This window comes from Novosphingobium sp. (assembly GCF_965214355.1).
GTDB lineage: Bacteria > Pseudomonadota > Alphaproteobacteria > Sphingomonadales > Sphingomonadaceae > Novosphingobium.
On the sequence record NZ_CBDCBI010000002.1, the window covers coordinates 2406475 to 2424635 of the forward strand.

18 protein-coding genes and 1 pseudogene are annotated in these 18161 nt (G+C 62.3%); 6 read left to right on the plus strand and 13 right to left on the minus strand.

The genetic code is table 11. From position 1 onward, the window contains the following. Nucleotides 1-28 precede the first annotated feature (28 nt). Both ACOOE2_RS11325 and ACOOE2_RS11330 read left to right on the plus strand, forming a co-directional pair. On the plus strand, nucleotides 29-1495 hold the full coding sequence (locus ACOOE2_RS11325; RefSeq protein WP_420383107.1) for a glycosyltransferase family 2 protein: 1467 nt from the start codon (nucleotides 29-31) through the stop codon (nucleotides 1493-1495). A gap of 59 nt (nucleotides 1496-1554) precedes the next feature. After that, on the plus strand, nucleotides 1555-2700 hold the full coding sequence (locus tag ACOOE2_RS11330) for a hypothetical protein (RefSeq protein WP_420383108.1): 1146 nt from the start codon (nucleotides 1555-1557) through the stop codon (nucleotides 2698-2700). A gap of 193 nt (nucleotides 2701-2893) precedes the next feature. Here ACOOE2_RS11330 and ACOOE2_RS11335 read toward each other — a convergent pair whose 3' ends face one another. The 3 genes from ACOOE2_RS11335 to ACOOE2_RS11345 all read right to left on the minus strand — a co-directional run bounded on the left by ACOOE2_RS11335 (nucleotide 2894) and on the right by ACOOE2_RS11345 (nucleotide 6382). Further along, a complete protein-coding gene (locus ACOOE2_RS11335; protein WP_420383109.1) occupies nucleotides 2894-4525 on the minus strand; it encodes an NAD-dependent malic enzyme in 1632 nt (543 codons plus the stop codon). A 97-nt stretch (nucleotides 4526-4622) separates the two neighbouring features. Continuing rightward, nucleotides 4623-5864: a cytochrome c3 family protein gene (locus ACOOE2_RS11340; protein WP_420383110.1), complete on the minus strand. Its 1242-nt coding sequence runs from the start codon at nucleotides 5862-5864 to the stop codon at nucleotides 4623-4625. After that, entirely contained in the window at nucleotides 5864-6382 is a 519-nt protein-coding gene (locus ACOOE2_RS11345) for a hypothetical protein (protein ID WP_420383111.1), read from the minus strand. The genes ACOOE2_RS11340 and ACOOE2_RS11345 overlap by 1 nt, the downstream gene beginning before the upstream one ends. Nucleotides 6383-6497: 115 nt before the next feature. Here ACOOE2_RS11345 and ACOOE2_RS11350 point away from each other — a divergent pair, with 115 nt between their 5' ends. The 3 genes from ACOOE2_RS11350 to ACOOE2_RS11360 are packed head-to-tail and all read left to right on the plus strand — an operon-like array spanning nucleotide 6498 to nucleotide 9325. After that, nucleotides 6498-7808 carry an NAD(P)-binding domain-containing protein gene (locus ACOOE2_RS11350; RefSeq protein WP_420383112.1) on the plus strand — a complete coding sequence of 437 codons (1311 nt, stop codon included), beginning with the start codon at nucleotides 6498-6500 and terminating at the stop codon, nucleotides 7806-7808. Beyond that, nucleotides 7805-8446, plus strand: coding sequence for a glutathione S-transferase (locus ACOOE2_RS11355; protein ID WP_420383113.1), 642 nt, complete (start codon nucleotides 7805-7807; stop codon nucleotides 8444-8446). Before ACOOE2_RS11350 ends, ACOOE2_RS11355 begins: the two co-directional genes overlap by 4 nt. A gap of 24 nt (nucleotides 8447-8470) precedes the next feature. Then, nucleotides 8471-9325: an exonuclease domain-containing protein gene (locus tag ACOOE2_RS11360; RefSeq protein ID WP_420383114.1), complete on the plus strand. Its 855-nt coding sequence runs from the start codon at nucleotides 8471-8473 to the stop codon at nucleotides 9323-9325. On the opposite strand, the gene ACOOE2_RS11365 is transcribed toward ACOOE2_RS11360, so the two are convergent. From ACOOE2_RS11365 to ACOOE2_RS11390, 6 genes and pseudogenes are all read right to left on the minus strand, one after another. After that, nucleotides 9322-9924, minus strand: coding sequence for a DUF938 domain-containing protein (locus ACOOE2_RS11365; RefSeq protein WP_420384601.1), 603 nt, complete (start codon nucleotides 9922-9924; stop codon nucleotides 9322-9324). The genes ACOOE2_RS11360 and ACOOE2_RS11365 overlap by 4 nt on opposite strands. Further along, a complete protein-coding gene (locus ACOOE2_RS11370; RefSeq protein ID WP_420383115.1) occupies nucleotides 9924-11135 on the minus strand; it encodes an MFS transporter in 1212 nt (403 codons plus the stop codon). Before ACOOE2_RS11370 ends, ACOOE2_RS11365 begins: the two co-directional genes overlap by 1 nt. Nucleotides 11136-11515: 380 nt before the next feature. Then, on the minus strand, nucleotides 11516-11965 hold the full coding sequence (locus tag ACOOE2_RS11375; protein WP_420383116.1) for a hypothetical protein: 450 nt from the start codon (nucleotides 11963-11965) through the stop codon (nucleotides 11516-11518). 1263 nt (nucleotides 11966-13228) lie between these two features. Further along, nucleotides 13229-13483, minus strand: a pseudogene (locus ACOOE2_RS11380) (transposase); the annotation flags it as partial. A 79-nt stretch (nucleotides 13484-13562) separates the two neighbouring features. Continuing rightward, nucleotides 13563-14171, minus strand: coding sequence for a PEPxxWA-CTERM sorting domain-containing protein (locus ACOOE2_RS11385; RefSeq protein WP_420383117.1), 609 nt, complete (start codon nucleotides 14169-14171; stop codon nucleotides 13563-13565). Nucleotides 14172-14293: 122 nt separating this feature from the next. Next, entirely contained in the window at nucleotides 14294-14461 is a 168-nt protein-coding gene (locus ACOOE2_RS11390) for a helix-turn-helix transcriptional regulator (protein ID WP_420383118.1), read from the minus strand. A gap of 153 nt (nucleotides 14462-14614) precedes the next feature. Between ACOOE2_RS11390 and ACOOE2_RS11395 the strand changes: the two genes are divergently transcribed. After that, nucleotides 14615-14995, plus strand: a complete 381-nt coding sequence (locus ACOOE2_RS11395; RefSeq protein WP_420383119.1) for a hypothetical protein — start codon at nucleotides 14615-14617, stop codon at nucleotides 14993-14995. A gap of 125 nt (nucleotides 14996-15120) precedes the next feature. Here the strand turns inward: ACOOE2_RS11395 and ACOOE2_RS11400 are convergent, their stop codons facing one another. The 4 genes from ACOOE2_RS11400 to ACOOE2_RS11415 all read right to left on the minus strand — a co-directional run bounded on the left by ACOOE2_RS11400 (nucleotide 15121) and on the right by ACOOE2_RS11415 (nucleotide 18153). Then, complete coding sequence (locus ACOOE2_RS11400) at nucleotides 15121-15588, minus strand: DUF3617 domain-containing protein (RefSeq protein WP_420383120.1); 468 nt, start codon at nucleotides 15586-15588, stop codon at nucleotides 15121-15123. Nucleotides 15589-15660: 72 nt separating this feature from the next. Continuing rightward, nucleotides 15661-16128, minus strand: coding sequence for a hypothetical protein (locus tag ACOOE2_RS11405; protein ID WP_420383121.1), 468 nt, complete (start codon nucleotides 16126-16128; stop codon nucleotides 15661-15663). A 163-nt stretch (nucleotides 16129-16291) separates the two neighbouring features. Beyond that, nucleotides 16292-16861 carry a nicotinamide riboside transporter PnuC gene (pnuC, locus tag ACOOE2_RS11410; RefSeq protein ID WP_420383122.1) on the minus strand — a complete coding sequence of 190 codons (570 nt, stop codon included), beginning with the start codon at nucleotides 16859-16861 and terminating at the stop codon, nucleotides 16292-16294. Beyond that, nucleotides 16861-18153 (minus strand): phosphotransferase enzyme family protein, encoded by a 1293-nt coding sequence (locus ACOOE2_RS11415; RefSeq protein WP_420383123.1) that lies wholly within the window; start codon nucleotides 18151-18153, stop codon nucleotides 16861-16863. Before ACOOE2_RS11415 ends, pnuC begins: the two co-directional genes overlap by 1 nt. Between the last annotated feature and the right edge of the window lie 8 nt (nucleotides 18154-18161).

Sequence of the window (18161 nt, forward strand, 5' to 3'; positions counted from 1 at the left end):
TTCATCCCAGATCATACAGGTTTCAGCAATGAGCATTCTCGATCCCGGATTTCACGCGCTGTCGCCGCGTCTGTCACCGCGCCGCGTCCCGTGGATCGGCACCGCGCTCGGCTGGGCGGGACCTGTCCTGTTCGTCGTGCTGTTCTGGCAAAGCCTCATCCGGTCGAGCCTGTTCGGCTGGTCCGTCGGTATCGCCTATATCGGCTATGACACGTTCCTGCTGGCGTTTACCGCAATCCAGCTGTGGCCCTTGCGCAAATCGATGCGGTCCGTCCCGCCGCACGATGGCACTTTGCCGCCGGCCTCGCTGGCCGCAATCGTTGCCGCGCACAACGAAGACACATCGCTGCGCATCACGATCGACACGCTGATGGCGCAGGACGGTCCGCCCGACCTGATCGTGCTGGCCGACGATGGATCGAGCGACGACAGCGCCGATGTCTTGCGCCGGTTTTATGGCCTGGAAGCGCCGGCGCTTGGCCAGATGAGCCCGCCCTCGCCCGTGTTGCCGGCCTTGCGCTGGCTTCGGCTGCCGCATGGCGGCAAGGCGCGCGCGCTGAACGCCGCGATCCCGCAGATCAATACCGATCTGGTGCTGACGATCGACGCCGACACCCTGCTGGAGCCCGGCGCGTTGAAAGCGATGCGCGATGCGTTTGCGGCCGAACCGCAACTGGTCGCCGCGACCGGCGTGCTGATCCCGATGTGCGGCAAGCGCCCGATCGAGCGCGTGTTCCAGTGGTTTCAGCGTTATGAATATGTCCGCAATTTCCTGTCGCGTTTCGCCTGGATGCAGCAGAACGGCCTGCTGCTGATTTCGGGCGCGTTTGCGGGATTTCGCCGGTCGGCGCTGGTCTGCGCGGGCGGATTCGATCCTGAATCGATGGTCGAGGATTACGAGTTGATCCACCGCATGCACCGGTTTGCGCATGAAAACGGGCATGACTGGCGCGTGCGCGTGATCGGCGGCGCGGTCGCCAGCACCGATGCACCCGCCAGCCCGATGGCATTCATGCGCCAGCGGCGCCGCTGGTTCGGTGGCTTCCTGCAGACACAGCACTGGAACCGCGACATGGTCGGCAACGCGCAATTCGGCCGCCTGGGCACGCGCATGCTGGTGGTCAAGGCGCTTGATACAGTACAGCCGATCTATGGCCTGATCGCGTTCGCGATCCTGATTACGCTGTGCATCCGTGGCACATTCCCGGTGGTCGGCGCGATCGTGCTGGTGATGCTGGTCAAAGTGGTGATCGACCTGACGTTTCATCTGTGGTCGATCACGCTCTATCGCCGCTGGACTGGCCAGGGCGACGGCCTGGGTCTGGGCCCGGCGCTGTTTGCCTCGATCGTCGAACCGTTCACGTTTCAGCTGTTGCGCCATGCCGGTGCGTGCTGGGGCTGGATCGCGTTTCTGAACGGTGGTGGCGGCTGGGGCAAGCAGGACCGCACCGCAATCGCGCAGGGCGCCGTTCGGGAGCCGGTTGCGCAACCCTAGTTGACGGTTTGCCAAATGGCCTCTGGGCTTTGGCCGTGCATGGCGTACGATGCCCGGCCATGGGGATATTCAGACATATCGCGCATCGGCGCCTGTTGATCGGCGCCGGCGCGGCGCTTGCGATTGCCTCGCTGGCGCCGACTACGACAGGCGCCGCGGCCGCCAGGGTGGCCACATGGGACGCGGCGGCGGCGGCGCATTATCTCGATACGCGGCTCGCCTGGTGGCGCCAATGGCCCAAGGCGCAGCGCAGCCATGATACGATGTGCGTGTCGTGCCACACCGCGCTGCCGGGCATGCTCGCGCGGCCGGGATTGCGCACTACGCTAGGCGATCACGCGCGCAGCCCCGCCGAAATCGCGATGTTCGATGATGTGACCAAGCGCGTGTACCTGTGGAACGAGATCGCTCCGTTCTACACCGATCAGAAGAACGGCATGGGCAAGTCGGGCGAATCGCGCGGGGTCGAAGCGGTGCTGAACGCGCTGTTCCTGGTCACGCGCGACAACGAGCGCGGTGGCGTGTTCGGCATCGATACCAGACAGGCGTTTGCCCAGATGTGGGCGTTGCAGATGCAGACCGGCGACACGAAAGGCGGGTTTCCATGGCTCAATTTTCATCTCGAGCCTTGGGAATCGCCAAGTGCGACCTATTGGGGAGCAATGCTGGCCGCCCTGGCGGTAGCGCGCGCACCGGCCAGCTACGCCGCCGATCCGGCGATCGCGCCCAATGTCGAGGCCCTGCGCGGATATCTGCGTGACGGGCTGAGCGGTCAATCGCTGTACAGCCGCATGCTGATCCTGATTGCCGACAGCGAATTGCGCGGCATCGCCACGCCGGAACAGCGCGCGGCCGTCGTTGCGGAGCTGATTGCAGCGCAAGGGCCCGACGGCGGCTGGAGCCTGCCCGCGCTGGCGCCGTGGCAGCGTGTCGACAAAACGCCATTGCCGACTGCCAGCGACGGCTATGCCACCGCGATCGCGGCATTTATGCTGCGCGAGGTTGCGCACGATACCGCCAGCCCGGCAGATGTCGCTGCGTTCGAGAAAGCCAGGCGCTGGCTGATCGTGCACCAGGACAAGGCCACCGGATCGGTGCCGGCCAAATCGATCAACAAGGATCGCAAGGCGGATACCGATGCGTATCTGTTCATGACCGACCATGCGACCGGCATCGCGTCGCTGGTAATGCGCCCGACTACCTGATTCCTCCCCGGCACGGGGAGGGGGACCGCGCCCCTCTTGGGGCGTGGTGGAGGGGCCGGGCGGCTGGGCGAGACCTCGATAACGCGCGCCTCCGATCAAGCGTGCTGGCGCGTCGTCGCGACGTTGCGCAATCCGGCACCGCCCCTCCACCACGGCTTCGCGTGGTCCCCCTCCCCGTGCCGGGGAGGATTTTTTACGCGTATTCAGGTTGCCACATCATGGCGGCGATCGCGTCGCGGGTGATCGCTTCGGGGGCGACTTGCGCAACGCCCTCGGCCATCGCCTGCTCCGCAACCGCCACTGCGATGCGCAACGCGACCTCGCGCAGCGCGGTGATCGGCGGCAGCAGGCCTGCGCCGCCATCGCCGATTTCCCCGCTCAGTTCGCCCAGCCGCCGCGCGGCGGCCATGAACATGCCGTCGGTCACTTCGCTGGCGCGCGCGGCCAGCGCGCCCAGCCCGATGCCGGGAAAAATATAGATGTTGTTGACTTGCGTGACGCCCTGCGTGCCGAACGGGCTGCCCGACCCCACGATTGCGCGGTCTTCGCTCCAGCGTAGAATGTCCGCCGGATGCGCTTCTGCGCGCGACACCGGGTTCGACAGCGGAAAGATCACCGGGCGTTCGGTCAGGCTGGCCATCAGGCGGATTGCGCCTTCGTTGAACGCATCGCGCTGGCCCGAGGCGCCGATCAGCACGGTCGGGCGGACATGCGCGATCGTCTGTTCCAGGCCGATACGGCCGTTGCCGATGCGCGGCCAGTCCGCGATGTCGGCCGGGTCGCGCGCCAGCGGCACCTGTTGCGGCGGCAGGTCGGGCATGTCGGACAGGATCAGGCCGTCGCGATCGATCGGCCAGATCGTTGCGCGCGCGGTCTTTTCATCGACGCCTTCGGCCATGATCGCGCGCACGAGCATTTCTGCGATGCCGCTGCCCGCCGCGCCGACCCCGTACAGCAGGAAGCGTTGCGCCGAGAGCGGGACTTCGGTGGTGCGCACTGCCGACAGCAAAGTGCCGACCGCGGTCGCGGCGGTGCCCTGGATATCGTCGTTGAAGCTGAGCAGCCGGTGACGATAGCGGCCAAGCAGGTCATACGCGTTCTTGCCCGCGAAATCCTCCCATTGCAGCAGCACATCGGGAAAGCGTTCGTCGACCGCGCTGACGAATTCCTCGACAAAGGCGTCGTATTCGGCACCGCGCACGCGTTTGGAGTGCCAGCCGATATACAGCGGATCGTTCAGCCGCTCTTCGTTATCGGTCCCGCAATCGAGCAGGATCGGCAACACTTCGGCCGGGTGCAGCCCGGCGCAGGCAGTGTATAATGCCAGCTTGCCGATCGGGATGCCCATGCCGCCCGCACCCTGGTCGCCGAGGCCGAGAATACGCTCGCCATCGGACACGACGATCACTTTGACGCGGTCGAGCGCCGGGTCGGCCAGGATCGCGCGGATATGATGCCGGTTCGGCCAGGACAGGAACAGCCCGCGCGGGCGGCGGAAAATCTGGCTGAAGCGTTCGCAGCCTTCGCCCACGGTCGGGGTATAGACCAGCGGCAACATGCGCGGCAGATCGCTGTGCACCACGGCGTGAAACAGCACTTCGTTGGTATCCTGCAATTCGCGCAGGAACGCATAGCGATGGAAATCGCTGTCCATGCCTTCGAGCATCCGACGCCGCCGGTCGATCTGTTCCTCCAGCGTCAGCACATTCGACGGCAACAGGCCGTGCAGCCCGTACCTATCGCGATCCTCCAGCGAAAATGCAGTGCCGCGGTTGGTCAGCGGATCGTTGAGCAGCGCTCTGGCCATGGTGTAATCGGTGGTCATTGGCGGGCTCCTGCGTCCAAGCTGTCGCATCAGCGCTATGCGGTGATCGTTGCACTGGCAAGACGCAGGTGTGCGGGCCTGCGTGCCTTTTATATGTTCAGGGTTTCAGGCCCGATCTTGGAAAATCGCCTGGCTTCGTCGCCGCGCCCGGGCGCGGCGCGGTGATGCGCGCAATGCCCGGAATGATGAAGCTCGTCTGTTTGTGGCAGCGTTCGCATACCGGGCCCAGCGACGCGCGGTGGACATCGTCCTTGCGGTGGCAGTCGATGCACTGGCCGCCGATCCTGACCTTGTCGACCGAGCCGGTGTGGCATCCGGTGCAGGCCACTTTCATATGCGCGCCGACCAGCGGAAACGTCGTTTTGGCGTGGTCGAACGTCGCGACTTTCCACGTCGCCTGACTGTGGCAATCGGCGCATTTTGGCCCATCGCTGCCCCTGTGGACATCGTCCTTCCCATGACACCCGGCGCAGGCGACCGGCGCCTTGTCCGGACGCGCGGTTTTGGCGTGGCACCCGGCGCAGGTGACGGCGCGATGGGCGCCGACCAGCGGAAATGCCTTTACGCTGTCGTGATCGAACACCACCGTGCGCCAGTTGGTGGTCAAGTGGCACGATGCACATTTTGGCCCGTCGGCGCCGCGGTGGACGTCTTTGCGCACATGACACGAGACGCATTCGGTGGATACGCCGTGCCATTGCTGGTTTGCATGGCACCCGGCGCAGGGCGTGGTGCGATGTGCGCCGGTCAGCGGATAGCGCGTGCGATCATGGTCGAACGGCAGTACGGTGCGCCAGTTTGCAGTCGTGTGGCACCCCGCGCAGGCCTGCAAGCGGCCCTGATGCACATCGGCGCGTGCGTGGCACCCGGCACAGGCCTGCGGCGTTTCGCGATAAAGCCTGCTTGTGTGGCACGCTGCGCACGCCGTGCGCGCATGCGCGCCGGTCAGGCGATAGGCGGACTGGGTATCGTGGTGAAACGTCGCGCGGTCGAACACGGTCAACGCGGGTTTGCCGGACCCATGATGTTCGGCATGGCAGCTGCTGCACGGCTGCGTCCGCGCTTTTGGCACCAGGCCGTGCCAGCGCGTCTGTGTGGCGATGTCGCGCGCGATGCCGGTGTGGCAGGCCAGGCATTGCCTGTCCTGCGCCTGGCGATAAAACGACAGGTGGCAGGTGTTGCAATGCGCCTCCAGCTTGGCATGCGCTGTTGATAGCGGCCCGGGGCTGGTCATCCGCTCGATCACGGTTTCGGCGTGCACCCCACCTGCCACAGGCAAGGAAACGTAAACGCCCGCGAGCAGCATCAGCCCGATCACGAGGCGCAGCAGCCAGCGCATCAGTACGCATGCGCCATGTAAATGTGCACGATCACCGCCAGCACCAGCACCATGCACAGCGGCGCATGGCCGTAATGCCACAGTTCGGCCCAGCGCAGCCCCCGCCGCCGTGCCGGGCCGAGCCCATAGCGCGCAAACAGACCGCTGGTGATGACCAGGCCCATCGCGCCCAGCGCAAAGCTGGAATTGATCGACCCCCAGGCAAACCGCGCATGGACCAGCACCAGCACCGGGCCGAACAGCCCGAGCAGCACATGGGCGTTGTACCATGCGCCCACCGAGATACGGCCCTGCGCGCGGCGTTTGCGCCACGAAAGCCCGGCGGCGGCAACCATCATCACCGTGCCGGCAATCCCGATCAGATAGCCCGGCCAGCCGTGCGGATCGAGCGATGCCTGTTCGCGCGTCGACCAGCCCCATGCCAGCCCGGCCACGACAACCGCGGCGACCACGCCATCGACCAGCCGCGCAGGGATACCCGCCCCGCCCTTGCCGATCACCGGTGCCGCGCTGCCCATGACAAATCCCTGTTTGCGAATCCACCCTTGTTCCGGGCCTGCGCTGTGATGCCAGATTTCGCTGGCCATCGCTGATTTTTTGACATCCTTGGGCTTAGAAGGGCAAAGCCGGTCGATGATCCCGACGCTGTTTCTCGTGCCGGTCTACGCAGTGCAGCTGGTCCTGGCGATCGGCGGCTGGGCGCGGCTGCATCGCGCGCGCACGCGGCGCAATCGCGCGCTGCTGGCGCAGAACCGCGCCGCCGGCCTGGCCGAGCCGCCCAGCCTGCATCCGGTGATCGACGCGGCAAAGTGCATCGGCTGCGGCGCCTGCGTCCGCGCCTGTCCCGAGCATGATGTGCTGGGCCTGGTCGGCCGCGTCGCAACGCTGATCGAGCCGTGGGCCTGCGTCGGGCATGGCACGTGTCACGAGGCGTGCCCGACCGGCGCGATTCAGCTGGTGTTCGGCACGCCGACGCGCGGGATCGATGTGCCGGTGTTGCGCCCCGGCGGCGAAACCAGCGTACCGGGCATTCATATCGCGGGTGAACTGGGCGGGCTCGGGCTGATCCGCAATGCAATGGCGCAAGGCGGCGCTGCGGTCGACCATATCGCCGCTGCGCTGAAGCAGGAGCCCGTCGTTGATCCCGGGCGGCTCGATCTCGTGATCGTCGGCTGCGGTCCGGCGGGCATGGCGGCGGGGCTTGGCGCGATTGCGCAGGGCCTGCGGTTTGTCGCGCTCGATCAGGCGACGCTTGGCGGATCGGTCGCGCATTATCCGCGCGGCAAAGTGGTGACGACCGCGCCGGCGACACTGCCGCTGATCGGTGAAGTGCGCCTGGGCAGCATCAGCAAGGAAGGCCTGATGGCGTTCTGGCAGGATGTGAGCGCGCGCACCGGCCTGGCGCCGCGGTATGAAGAGCGCGTGCGCACGATCGAGCGCGAGCCTGGCGGATTGATCGTGGTGTCGGACAAGGCCCGCTATCGAACGCGCCGCGTGCTGCTGGCGATGGGCCGGGGCGGCACGCCGCGCCGGCTGAATGTGCCGGGCGAAGAGCTGGACAAAGTGGTCTACCGGTTGAGCGATCCCGGCCAATATGCGGGCCTGCGCGTGTTGGTCATCGGTGGCGGCGATTCCGCGCTGGAGGCGGCGATGGCGCTGGCCGAATTTGCCGGCACAATGGTCACGCTGGTCCATCGCGGCAGCGCCTTTGCCCGCGCCCGCGCCGAAAACCGTACGTCGCTGGCGCAAACCGGTGCGATTGCGGTGCATCTGAATGCAACGCTTGCGGCCATCACGCCCGATACTGTCGCCATTGCCGATGCCGGCGGCACGCATGTCATCGCCAATGACGCGGTCATCGTCTGCGCCGGTGGCACATTGCCGCGCGAATGGCTGGGGCAACTGGGCATCGCGGTCGAAACGCATTACGGGCGCGTGCCATGACTTTGCCCGTGCTCTACAGTTTCCGCCGCTGCCCTTATGCCATGCGCGCGCGCCTGGCGATCATGGCCAGCGGTACCGCATGCGAATTGCGCGAGGTAAAGCTGTCGGCCAAACCGCCCGGGCTGATCGCTGCATCGCCCAAAGCCACTGTTCCGGTGCTGGTGCTGCCCGACACCGTCGTGATCGAACAGAGCCTGGCGATCATGCATTTCAGCCTTGGCCGCAATGATCCATATGGCTGGTTGTCGCGCAATCATGGCGACCTGATCGCCATGAACGACGGGCCGTTCAAACACGATCTCGACCGGTACAAATACCCGCACCGGCACGACAGCGATCCGGCGGCGCACCGCGACCGTGGCGCGGATTTCCTGCGCCGGCTCGATCAGATGCTGGCCGATGGGGGCCAGCTTTGCGGGCGCGAGCCGGGCCTGGCCGACATGGCGATCATGCCGTTCGTGCGCCAATTTGCCGCGACCGATGCTGCGTGGTTTGCCGCGCAACCCCTGCCCCGGTTGCAGCGCTGGCTGGAGGATCATCTTGCGTCCGCTCTGTTCGCCTCGGTCATGACGCTGTATGCGCCGTGGCACGACGGCGATGCGCCCACGGTCTTTGGTGCGCAGGCAATTGGCGTCTGATCGCGGGCTTGCTATGCACAAGTGATGAGTTTGACGAACCTCGCGCAATCGCTGGACGAAGCCCCGGATTTTGTCGTGGTCGATGTCGAAACCGCGTGTTCGCGCGTCAGCAGCATCTGCCAGATCGGCATCGTCGGGTTTCGCGGCGGGCGCGAAGTGTTTGCATGGGAAACGCTGGTCGATCCGCTCGACGACTTTTCATCGTTCAACATCGCGATCCATGGGATCGCTGCGCACCATGTCGAAGGGCAGCCGACCTTTGGCGATATTCACGCGCTGATCGACAGCCATTTGCGTGGGCGGATCACCGTGGCGCATTCCTATTTCGACAAGGGCGCGCTGGCCGCCGCATGCCGCGTCGGCGCGCACCCGCTGATCGAAACGACCTGGCTCGACAGCGTGCGCGTCGCCAAGGCCGCTTGGCCGCACTTGCCCAGCCACCGGCTGAATGTGCTGACTGGTTTCCTCGGGCTCGACCACCGGCATCATGACGCGCTCAGCGATGCGCGCGCGGCGGGCATGGTCATCGTGAGGGCGATCGAACACACCGGCATCGACCTGGGCGGATGGATGACCCGGCGCGCGATACCGCGCGCAAAGGCACCGCGCGCCGCGACGACCGGCCCACTGCTGGGCGAACGCGTGGTCATCCTGGGCGAAGCGGTCGACGGCCCGCTGGCCAATCGCGCCGCCGGCGCCGGCGCGCGCGTGATGGCCAAGGTCGGCCCGAGCACGACGATGCTGGTGATCGCCAACCGGCAATCCTATGGCAAATGGGTGACCGCCAGCGAACCCTATCGCAAGGCGCAGGGCCTGATCGACATCGGGCGCCCGGTGACGATCGTCGCCGAAGACGCGCTGCGTCGGCGTATCGCCTAAACCTTGCGGAATATCACCGACAGGTTGTTGGCGGGCATCTCGACCACGCGGTCGAAGTCGAAGCCATGGTCTGCCCCGCACGCGATCACGGTCTCGAGATCGCGCAGGCCCCAATCGGGATTGCGCGCGCGCAAGTCTTCATCGAACGCGGCATTGCCCGGTGCCAGCGGACGCCCGGCCTGGCGATAGGGGCCATACAAATACAGCACGCCGCCGTGTGGCAACACGCCGCTCGCGCCGCGCATCAGGCCGATCGTCGCCGGCCACGGGCTGATATGGACCATGTTGATGCACAGCACTGCGGCAAACGGCCCGGCCGGCCACGGGCCGGCAGCGGCATCGAGATCGATGGGCGGCGCGAGATTGGCCAAAGGCGCTTCGCTGGCCCAGGCCGCGATCGACTGGCGCGCATCGGGCGACGGATCGGACGGTTGCCATTCGAGGGTGGGCAGACTTTGCGCGAAATGCATCACATGTTCGCCGCTGCCGCTCGCCACTTCGAGCACGCGCCCGGTTGGGGGCAGGACCTGGCGCAGGACATCGAGAATGCCATCGCGATTGCGCAGCGCGGCGGGAGAGGAACGGCGGTCATCGGTCATCATGCGGCCCTGCCATGGCGGCCAGTATGCCAGGCCACGAACCATATGGCCAGCCCGCCCGCCGCAAGCAGCGCGCCGATCGGGCCGGTCGACGTCCACCCCAGCCCCGATGCGATCGCCACGCCGCCGAGCCACGCGCCCAGCGCGTTGGCGGTGTTGAACGCGCTGTGGTTGAGCGAGGCGGCCAGCGCCTGGGCATCGGCGGCGATATCCATCAGCCGCGTCTGCAACGGCGGCCCCATCGACAGCGCGGCAAACCCGACGAAGAACATGTTGATCGTCACCAGCAGCACCGAATGCGCGGTGATCATGACCAGGCCGAGCGTGACGATATTGAGCACCAGCGTGATGGCGATCGCGCGCATCACGCCGCGATCCGCCAGCCAGCCGCCGAACAGACTGCCCGCGACCATGCCCGCCCCGATCACCGACAGCACCAGCGGCACGTGCGCCTCGGTCATGCCCGACACCTGCGTCAGCATCGGGGTGATATAGCTGTAGACCGCAAACACCCCGCCAAAGCCGATTGCGGCAATCCCCAGCGTCAGCCACACCTGCCCCCGCCGCAATGCACCCAGCTCGGTCAGCGGGCTGGTATTGTCCGGCGCCGGCATCGGCCTGAGCATCAGCCGGCACAGCACCGCCGTCGCCACCCCGATCGCGGCGACCACGACAAACGCGGCGCGCCACCCCGCGGCCTGCCCCACCCAGGTCGCAAACGGAACCCCGACGATATTGGCACAACTCAGCCCCAACATCATCCGGGCCACCGCCTGCGCCCGCTTGTCCGCCGGCACGAGCGAGGCCGCCACCAGCGAGGCAATCCCGAAATACGCGCCATGGGGCAAGCCGGCGAGAAACCGCGCGGCGACAATCAACCCATAACTGGACGCGACCGCGCACAGCCCGTTGGCGCACGCAAAGAACACCATCAGCCCGACCAGCATCGCCCGCCGCCCCGCCCGCGCAAACACCGCCGCCAGCACCGGCGCGCCGATCACCACGCCCAGGGCGTAGGCGCTGATCATATGGCCGGCGACGGGGATGGAGACGTGGACGTCGCGGGCGACATCGGGCAGCAGGCCCATGGAGGCGAACTCGCCGGTGCCCAGCGCGAAGCCGCCAAGCGCCAGCGCCAGTTCGGCTAGCGCTGTGCCATGGGGGGGTGTGTTGCTGGAATCAGCGGTGATCGGGGGGGACGCGGCGTGCATGGGGACATACTCGGGTTGGAACTGGCAACCCCTCCCGAGTCGGTGCTTTTGCACTTCGCCCCGCGCTCTGGTCGTCCTTGGCCCGTGTTGCAACGGGAATGTCCTGGCGGGATAAATGGCTTCGCTCGTTAACGGTTCCAATTGCGATATCCATGACCGGTAGACTTCGCCAAAATATGAGTGGCGATGTCGGGAATTGGGCCGTGAGCCGAAAGGCCGGTTTCGGTCAGCCTTGTAAAGGTACCAGCCCGTTCTATATCGCCGCTAATGGGTATACTGGCCCCGGAACTCTGCTGGCCCCGGAACTCTGCCGCAGCCTGTTAAAGCAATTTAGCGAAGCGCCTTCATAATCAGCCGCACGAATGCAGACATGGTTCGTATCAATGAACCTCACGGTTCACATAAAATCCACCCAAAGGGTTTATACAAATAGAATAAACATTCGAATTTGTAATAAATAATATTTCGAATTTTATATTCAAAATGCCTTCTTTTTCTTCAACACCATATTTAAACTTGTTTGAATTTATTTCATTTGCTTGAATAAAATTCATACAATTTGATGGGTTTTCTTCAAATTTAAAATTTTCTATGTAGCTGCAAGATAATTTATATTGCGACGGCAATTCATCAATTTCGAATAAAATTGGATAATCTTCAACCCTTTTCATATTAAAACATAAAGCCCCTTTGGACCGCACCATATAAACCGCGCTTGCGTAGCCAATAACTCCATGATCCGACACTCTTTTAAAGTCGGGAAGATGGTATCCCTCGAGCTTTCCGAGGTTTCCGTAAAGCCCACAAAAAATTTCTGCAGCAGGATACATTTTAACTAAACCTATCTGTATAATGAACACTTTCTGGCACCGTGCTTGTAATCAGGGGACAGTATACTTAATTGTGCGGTTTTTTTCTATAATTCCGTATACTGTCCCCGGAACTCTCTTGTAAAAAAAGATAACTTAATTAAGTAAAAATACTTTTTATATTTTTAAACGTAGGTTTAATAGCGTGAATATGAATTATTTCCATATAATAAATGACGTCATGCACCTTCCTTTTTTAGGGGGACGAAATGAGTACAAATAATTATCAAAAGAAATCTGTTTTGTTACAAAAAATGACACTTAAATCGTTTTTTAAATTTCTCTTTTTTCCACCAAAACGCAATATTTTTGTTTATTTCACAACAGTTTTTTTCTAGTATTTTCCGGACCATTCGTATTTAGTATAATTGGTTTTCTAAATGTTTTCAGTAATGATTATGAACTTCCTTTACCTAATCATATAAAGAAGATAAATGCGGTAATATTATCAGATTCACACTGGAAAAGCGGTGTTTATCATTTTAGAAATAGAGAATTTGATATTTGGCTTAGATGCTCATATTTGAGCAATATTCGCCGACAAATGCCTTGTATTAAAAAGATCGCAAATTCCCAACGTGAGCTAGTATCCGGCGAATCTGTGATTGTCACATATTGGGATGATCATAAATATCTAATAAAATTGACATCGCTTGACGGTGATTATTTATATGTAGATGATAAGTATCAGATGCAAAATATATCGACTTATAATAATTTAGCTACCGGGAAAGAATTGCCTTTTTTGGACATTATTGAAAATAAAAATACTTCTCTCAATTATAGAGGAATTTTTATTATTTTTATGTGCAACGCTCTAATGACGATGTTTTTAGTTCAGGTTAGATGGAATCGATGGAAACTTCTGGCTATCTCAAATAGATCATAGTTTTGTCATACAATTATTGGAGGTTTTATGTCTGTTTCTGTCGTGCCCATCGTCGGTGCAGTTACGCAAGGTGTTCAAGCAGGCGTCTCCGCTGCCGGTGCGCCAGGTGCGCCAAACGATGTTGGGGCGGCCTCGTCACTTGCTGCACTTGCGGCTAACCTATTTGGCGCGGTCGCGTCTTTTGACGCGGCGGCTAACGCGATAGGGGCATCGCTTGAAGCGGCGGCTGTTGGCGCATCTGGAGTTGGCATTCTTGGAGGAGTGGCAAGCCTGAGTTCAGGGGACAGTATACACAATCGAGCGAATAATTCTGTATACTGTCCCCGGAATTCCTAGTCGAGTTGCTCCATCAACTGGCGCTCTGAGCGGATCGAGAAGAACGCCTGTAGCAGCAAGGCGCGAAGCAGCTTCTCCGGCGCGATTGATGGGCGGCCTATGCGCGAATACATCTGCTCGAAATCGGCAGACAAAACCTCCAGCGCCTCGTCCACAATCGCACGGATCGCCCGAAGCGGATGACCATGCGGCACCCGCGCTTCGCAGCTCACATAGGAAAAAAGCCCCTCGCTCCGATCATCACTGCCGCGCATCCAATGTTTTCCTTGCTGCTGCAACGGAAAACATCGAATCATATCAACGCGGTCAATGGAAGCCTTTTTCCGCAGCCTGTTAAGCGTAGGTGACGCTCGTCTTGATCGAGGAGCGCTTACGAGCAGCGAAACCGATCAAGCCAAAACCCGCAAGCATCATCGCCCAGGTGGCTGGCTCGGGTACGGCAGCTGCAGCCGCAACGCTGCCGAGAACTTGCACGCCAGTATAAGTTTGCGCAGTATTATTCCCGGAGACGGAATAGGCCGCAACATTTCCCTGATTTCCATAAGCGCACAGGCCGCCGCTTGGGCCGAAACATATAAAGCTGCCAGGCAGTTGAAACGCGGCCTCGGGCTGGGGCGACGCACTAAAATCCCAAGTGAGCTGGGTGGCAGATCCTGAAAAGCCGCTGCTGCCATACAGTGCGCAGCTACCGCCGCTGATGCAGCTGGCCGTGGTCGAACCATTGGTCGCCGTCAAATCAAACGCAGTTATATCCGCGACAGACAGTGCGCCGATCGCGCCATCGGTGGTGATCGTTCCCGACAACGTCCACGTTGAAGGGGACGGAAGGCTGACATCGTAGACGATCGGAGCCGCGTTGGCCGCCCCCGCGGCAAAAATCGCCGGCGCCGCAAGCCCTACTGCCAGTGCCAAACCCGGCTGGATCCAATTCTTTAATCGCATTTGTCTTGGCCTTCCCTCTGTTGTCCCTCCGACGATGGAGCAACTGCTTGGCCAGTATAGGGCAGAATTAACGTTCTGCTAACCCTCCAATCAGGGGGTGTTCGGTTTCAGGGTAGTTACGCTCAAAGGTCTATGAACGCGAGCGAGACGGCGACCGCAATTAATTCCGCGCGAGATTTGGCTTTCAACTTGCGCTTCGCCTTTTCGACGAACTCGTGTGCGGTTGAGACCGAGATTCCGAGCGCGGTTGCGATCCCCTGGGAATTCTGGGGACAGTATACATAACTCATCACATTTCCAATAATGCATCCTGTACCCGAAACTTCTGCCCCGCATGTCCTTGCTAGTGCAGTGCGACGAACCGCAATCGGTTTATCGCAATCGGATTGCGGGATAACTGGGTTGTAGGATAAAAGACGTCAAGCGTTTCCAGGGAAATATCGATGAAGGTCGGCCTATATGCGTTCACGGCAGTCGTCGCTGCAATGATGCCGTCCGCCGCGATGGCAGACGAACCGGCAGATCGGGCAATGAGCAGCGCCACCGCTCGGGCTCGTGACCACGAGGCAATCCGCCAGTCGAACCTGAAGGAACTTGCGATGGTCCGCCAGCGTGACGCCCAATATGCTGAAGGTTGGCGAACAACGCAGCGGAGCAGTCCTTCGGCAGAGGCCAACGCCGACTATGCCGACCGTTCCCGATATCACGAACGCGCCATGGCGGACTACGCACACAGCCGTGCACGGTACGAGCAGGACCTGGCCCAATGGCGCCGCGCAGTGGCCGAGTGCCGGCAAGGCAACTATACCGCCTGTGCCAGGTAAACCACATGAGTTCAAGGGGCAGTGTACCTCACTATTTCGCCTTCACGAATTCAGGGGGCAGTATACACAATCGCGCTTATAATTCCGTATACTGCCCCCGGAATTCCAGATCATGCTTACCCGCGTTACTTGGGGCACTCTCCAACCCTGCGGCCGGTCGCATGCGATGCAACCGTCATCGCTTGCGCGCCGGTCAACGTCATTTTCGTTGTGCTGGAAAACGACGTTGCCATCGCGGAGCCCGAGCTCACGATCGTTGACGGTCCCTGGGGCCCTTTGCAGACCATGTTCGATGTGAATTGCCCATTCGGCTGCGCGGCAAAGCTGATCGAACAGGACGGGTTCTTCTTCATGGCCGCCAGTGGTCCTTGCGCCGCATCCGCAGCGGTCAGGCAATGGCGGATGGTCATCGTCCGCCCTTCCATGGCCTTTGTGGCGGAAGGGGGCATGCCCGGAATGGTAGCGCTCGTGGTGGTCGAGGTGTATTCCCACAGGCCCGGCTGCATCTTCAACATCTGCGCGATCGATACCCCGGGAATGGCGATAACCGCCGCCAGGCCGATGATGGTGAGACAGGCCGATGCGCTTTTCATAAGGTTGGGTTCCGTTGCAATGTTTGCGCCCCATGGTTCTGCCCGGGTGCCGATAGTCAGGCGAACAGGCTGCTACTGCTTGACGCCATAGGTCAACGCGATCGCCGTCTGTCCGTCACTCTTGGCCACCGTGATCGTATCGGACTGACCGCCTGGCGCAGGCATCGCCCACATCGACCCATCGGGTTGATTGCTGGTCATCATCGGCTTGACCCCTGTGGCAGCAATCTTCTGCTCATAGAACTCCGATACCTTTGCAATGGGGTCCGAGGTCAGGAAGATCACCTGCTTGTGACGCCCGCCAGGCATTGCTTCACCGCCATGAGAGGCGATGTCGGTCACCTGGCTGACGGTGGCGCCGGGATAGACCGGCGCCCAGACAGGGAGATCGCCCGGCACAACAGCCTGACCGGGGCCAGCCACTTTTGCCACCATGGCAGGACCGTTACCGGAATCCCCCATTGTCACGGTCGTACCGCCATCGGTGTTATGTGCGATTGTCGTGCCGTTTGATCCGCACGCCGAAATCAGCGCGCACATCGTAACCGCCAGTATTGCCCGTCGCATCGCTGCCCCAGCTGCTGCTTCACGCCAGGACCATGCTTGGGTTGCATGATATCGGCAACCGTTAATTCGGCAGACGCCCATCGACCTTGGGGATTTCAGGGGCCAGTATACTCAATTGGGCCGATTGGGTTCTGATTTAGCCGCGGAAGTCGGGATGACGCGGCGTCATCCAGTTTTTGTAGCCCAAAACCGCCAAAGCGATCATCGCGGCATATAGCCCCGCCGTCAGTATCAGACCCTTGAACACGAACATGCCGACATACGCCGCATCGATCACGATCCACGCCAGCCAGTTCGCCGCATGGCGCCGCGCGGCCCAGTATTGCGCGACCATGCTGAAGCTGGTCAGCGTTGCGTCGATCCATGGCAGCGCGGCGTTGGTGTAGTGGCTGGTGAACCAGCCTATCGCCAGTGCGCCGGCGGCGCCGGCGATCAGCGCGATGGCGGCGGGTCCGCGTGCGAGGGGCTGGACGGCGACCTCGCCTGTATCCGCCTTGCCGCGCGCCCATAGCACCCAGCCATAGACGATGCCGGCGCCGAACAGCGCCTGGAGCACCATGTCGGCGTAGAGCCGGACATCGAGGAACAGTTTGAAATACAGCACGCAGGCGACGAGGTTGACCGGCCAGCACAGCATGTTGCGCCGGGCGGTCAGCCAGATCGCGGCAAAGCTGGTGATGACGGCGGCGATTTCGAGCCACGACATCAGGATGTAGCCAGCAGGTGGGCGAGGAATGCGCGGCCGTCGTCGGAGCGGAACCATTGCGCGTGGCCGATCAGGTAGTCGTCCCAGGCTTGCGCCGCCTGGTCGGTGTCGCCGAGAACGCCGGCGAAATAGTCGATTTCCGACAGCGCGAATTCCACGTGGACGAGCGGCAGCAGGCGCACCACGGTGGCGATGTCTGTGGGCGTGAGCGGGCGCACGCTGCGGTATCCTGCGATCAGCGCCAGGGCGGATGCCGGGTCGGCGATGGTTGGGGTTTCGGTGGCGGTATAGTGGCGCCCCTCCTCGTTCGTCGCTTTGCCTTCGTTGGGGCGGATAAGGAAGCTGGATCCCGGATCAAGTCCGGGATGACGAAGTAGGGGGGGAGCGGGGTGACGGCCTGGGGGGGGAACGGGGTGATGATTGCTGAGTGGTGTCGGGCGCGCGAGGTCCAACCACCGGATCGCGCTGCGTTCGATTGCCGTGGCCAGGTCGTGCACGGCGCTGGTGCGATCGGCCAGGCCGAAATCGAAGACGGTGGCGACCTCGCCCTGATCGGACCACAGCAGGTTCGACGGATGCCAGTCGTTGTGAGTCCATAGCGGCGGCTGATCCGCCAGACGCGCGGGCAACCCTTTGCCCTGCGTGGCAAACAGGTGCGCCAGGTCGCGTTGCCATGGGCGATCGGCCAGGAATGTGGCCAGCGCGGGGCGTGCGGCGACGTAGCTTGCGGCGCCGGCCACAGGGTCGGGCGCGGTCAGGATGCCGAAGCTGCCCACCAGCGGCTGCGGCGGGCGGGCGGGCGCGTCGAAGCCCTGCGCCGCCAGGTGCAGCCGCGCCAGCGCGGCGCCGGCGGCGTATGCGTGGCCGTGCGACGCAAACGGCGTCCACGACGGCGAGTCGCGATAGAGGTCGTGACCCGGCGCCTGGCAGTGGAGTTCATACGTCCAGTCGCCTTCGGCAACGGTGCCGCTGCCGTCGCTGGCGGTCATGATTTCGGGCACCGACAGGCCGTTGGCGCGCAGATGCGCGATGAACGCATGCTCCTGCGCCAGCCCGGCCGCATCGCGCAGCGTGCGGTGGTGGCGTTTGAGCACGAAGGCGCCATTGGTGGTGTCCAGCAACGTGGCGGCGGAAAATGGGCGCGGCGAGTGCCAGCGCAAGTCGATCAACCGGCCCGCCGTTGGAAAATGGCGCAGGACCGCGGCCGCCTCGTCGCGCGTGATCACCGGCCAGGTCGGCGCTTCCAGCGCCAGCCCCATACCGTGTACCCGATGGTCCGCGCCCCCACTCATCGAACGGC

What these genes read in the sequence shown, in the direction of transcription:
- ACOOE2_RS11365 (WP_420384601.1), bottom strand. Translation starts at nt 9,924, where the DNA reads ATGACCGATGACCGCCGTTCCTCTCCCGCCGCGCTGCGCAATCGCGAT.
- ACOOE2_RS11340 (WP_420383110.1), bottom strand. Translation starts at nt 5,864, where the DNA reads ATGCGCTGGCTGCTGCGCCTCGTGATCGGGCTGATGCTGCTCGCGGGC.
- ACOOE2_RS11355 (WP_420383113.1), top strand. Translation starts at nt 7,805, where the DNA reads ATGACTTTGCCCGTGCTCTACAGTTTCCGCCGCTGCCCTTATGCCATG.
- ACOOE2_RS11330 (WP_420383108.1), top strand. Translation starts at nt 1,555, where the DNA reads ATGGGGATATTCAGACATATCGCGCATCGGCGCCTGTTGATCGGCGCC.
- ACOOE2_RS11325 (WP_420383107.1), top strand. Translation starts at nt 29, where the DNA reads ATGAGCATTCTCGATCCCGGATTTCACGCGCTGTCGCCGCGTCTGTCA.
- ACOOE2_RS11370 (WP_420383115.1), bottom strand. Translation starts at nt 11,135, where the DNA reads ATGCACGCCGCGTCCCCCCCGATCACCGCTGATTCCAGCAACACACCC.
- pnuC (WP_420383122.1), bottom strand. Translation starts at nt 16,861, where the DNA reads ATGTCGTGGCTCGAAATCGCCGCCGTCATCACCAGCTTTGCCGCGATC.
- ACOOE2_RS11335 (WP_420383109.1), bottom strand. Translation starts at nt 4,525, where the DNA reads ATGACCACCGATTACACCATGGCCAGAGCGCTGCTCAACGATCCGCTG.
- ACOOE2_RS11375 (WP_420383116.1), bottom strand. Translation starts at nt 11,965, where the DNA reads ATGTATCCTGCTGCAGAAATTTTTTGTGGGCTTTACGGAAACCTCGGA.
- ACOOE2_RS11400 (WP_420383120.1), bottom strand. Translation starts at nt 15,588, where the DNA reads ATGAAAAGCGCATCGGCCTGTCTCACCATCATCGGCCTGGCGGCGGTT.
- ACOOE2_RS11385 (WP_420383117.1), bottom strand. Translation starts at nt 14,171, where the DNA reads ATGCGATTAAAGAATTGGATCCAGCCGGGTTTGGCACTGGCAGTAGGG.
- ACOOE2_RS11405 (WP_420383121.1), bottom strand. Translation starts at nt 16,128, where the DNA reads ATGTGCGCGCTGATTTCGGCGTGCGGATCAAACGGCACGACAATCGCA.
- ACOOE2_RS11360 (WP_420383114.1), top strand. Translation starts at nt 8,471, where the DNA reads ATGAGTTTGACGAACCTCGCGCAATCGCTGGACGAAGCCCCGGATTTT.
- ACOOE2_RS11350 (WP_420383112.1), top strand. Translation starts at nt 6,498, where the DNA reads ATGATCCCGACGCTGTTTCTCGTGCCGGTCTACGCAGTGCAGCTGGTC.
- ACOOE2_RS11345 (WP_420383111.1), bottom strand. Translation starts at nt 6,382, where the DNA reads ATGGGCAGCGCGGCACCGGTGATCGGCAAGGGCGGGGCGGGTATCCCT.
- ACOOE2_RS11395 (WP_420383119.1), top strand. Translation starts at nt 14,615, where the DNA reads ATGAAGGTCGGCCTATATGCGTTCACGGCAGTCGTCGCTGCAATGATG.
- ACOOE2_RS11415 (WP_420383123.1), bottom strand. Translation starts at nt 18,153, where the DNA reads ATGAGTGGGGGCGCGGACCATCGGGTACACGGTATGGGGCTGGCGCTG.
- ACOOE2_RS11390 (WP_420383118.1), bottom strand. Translation starts at nt 14,461, where the DNA reads ATGAGTTATGTATACTGTCCCCAGAATTCCCAGGGGATCGCAACCGCG.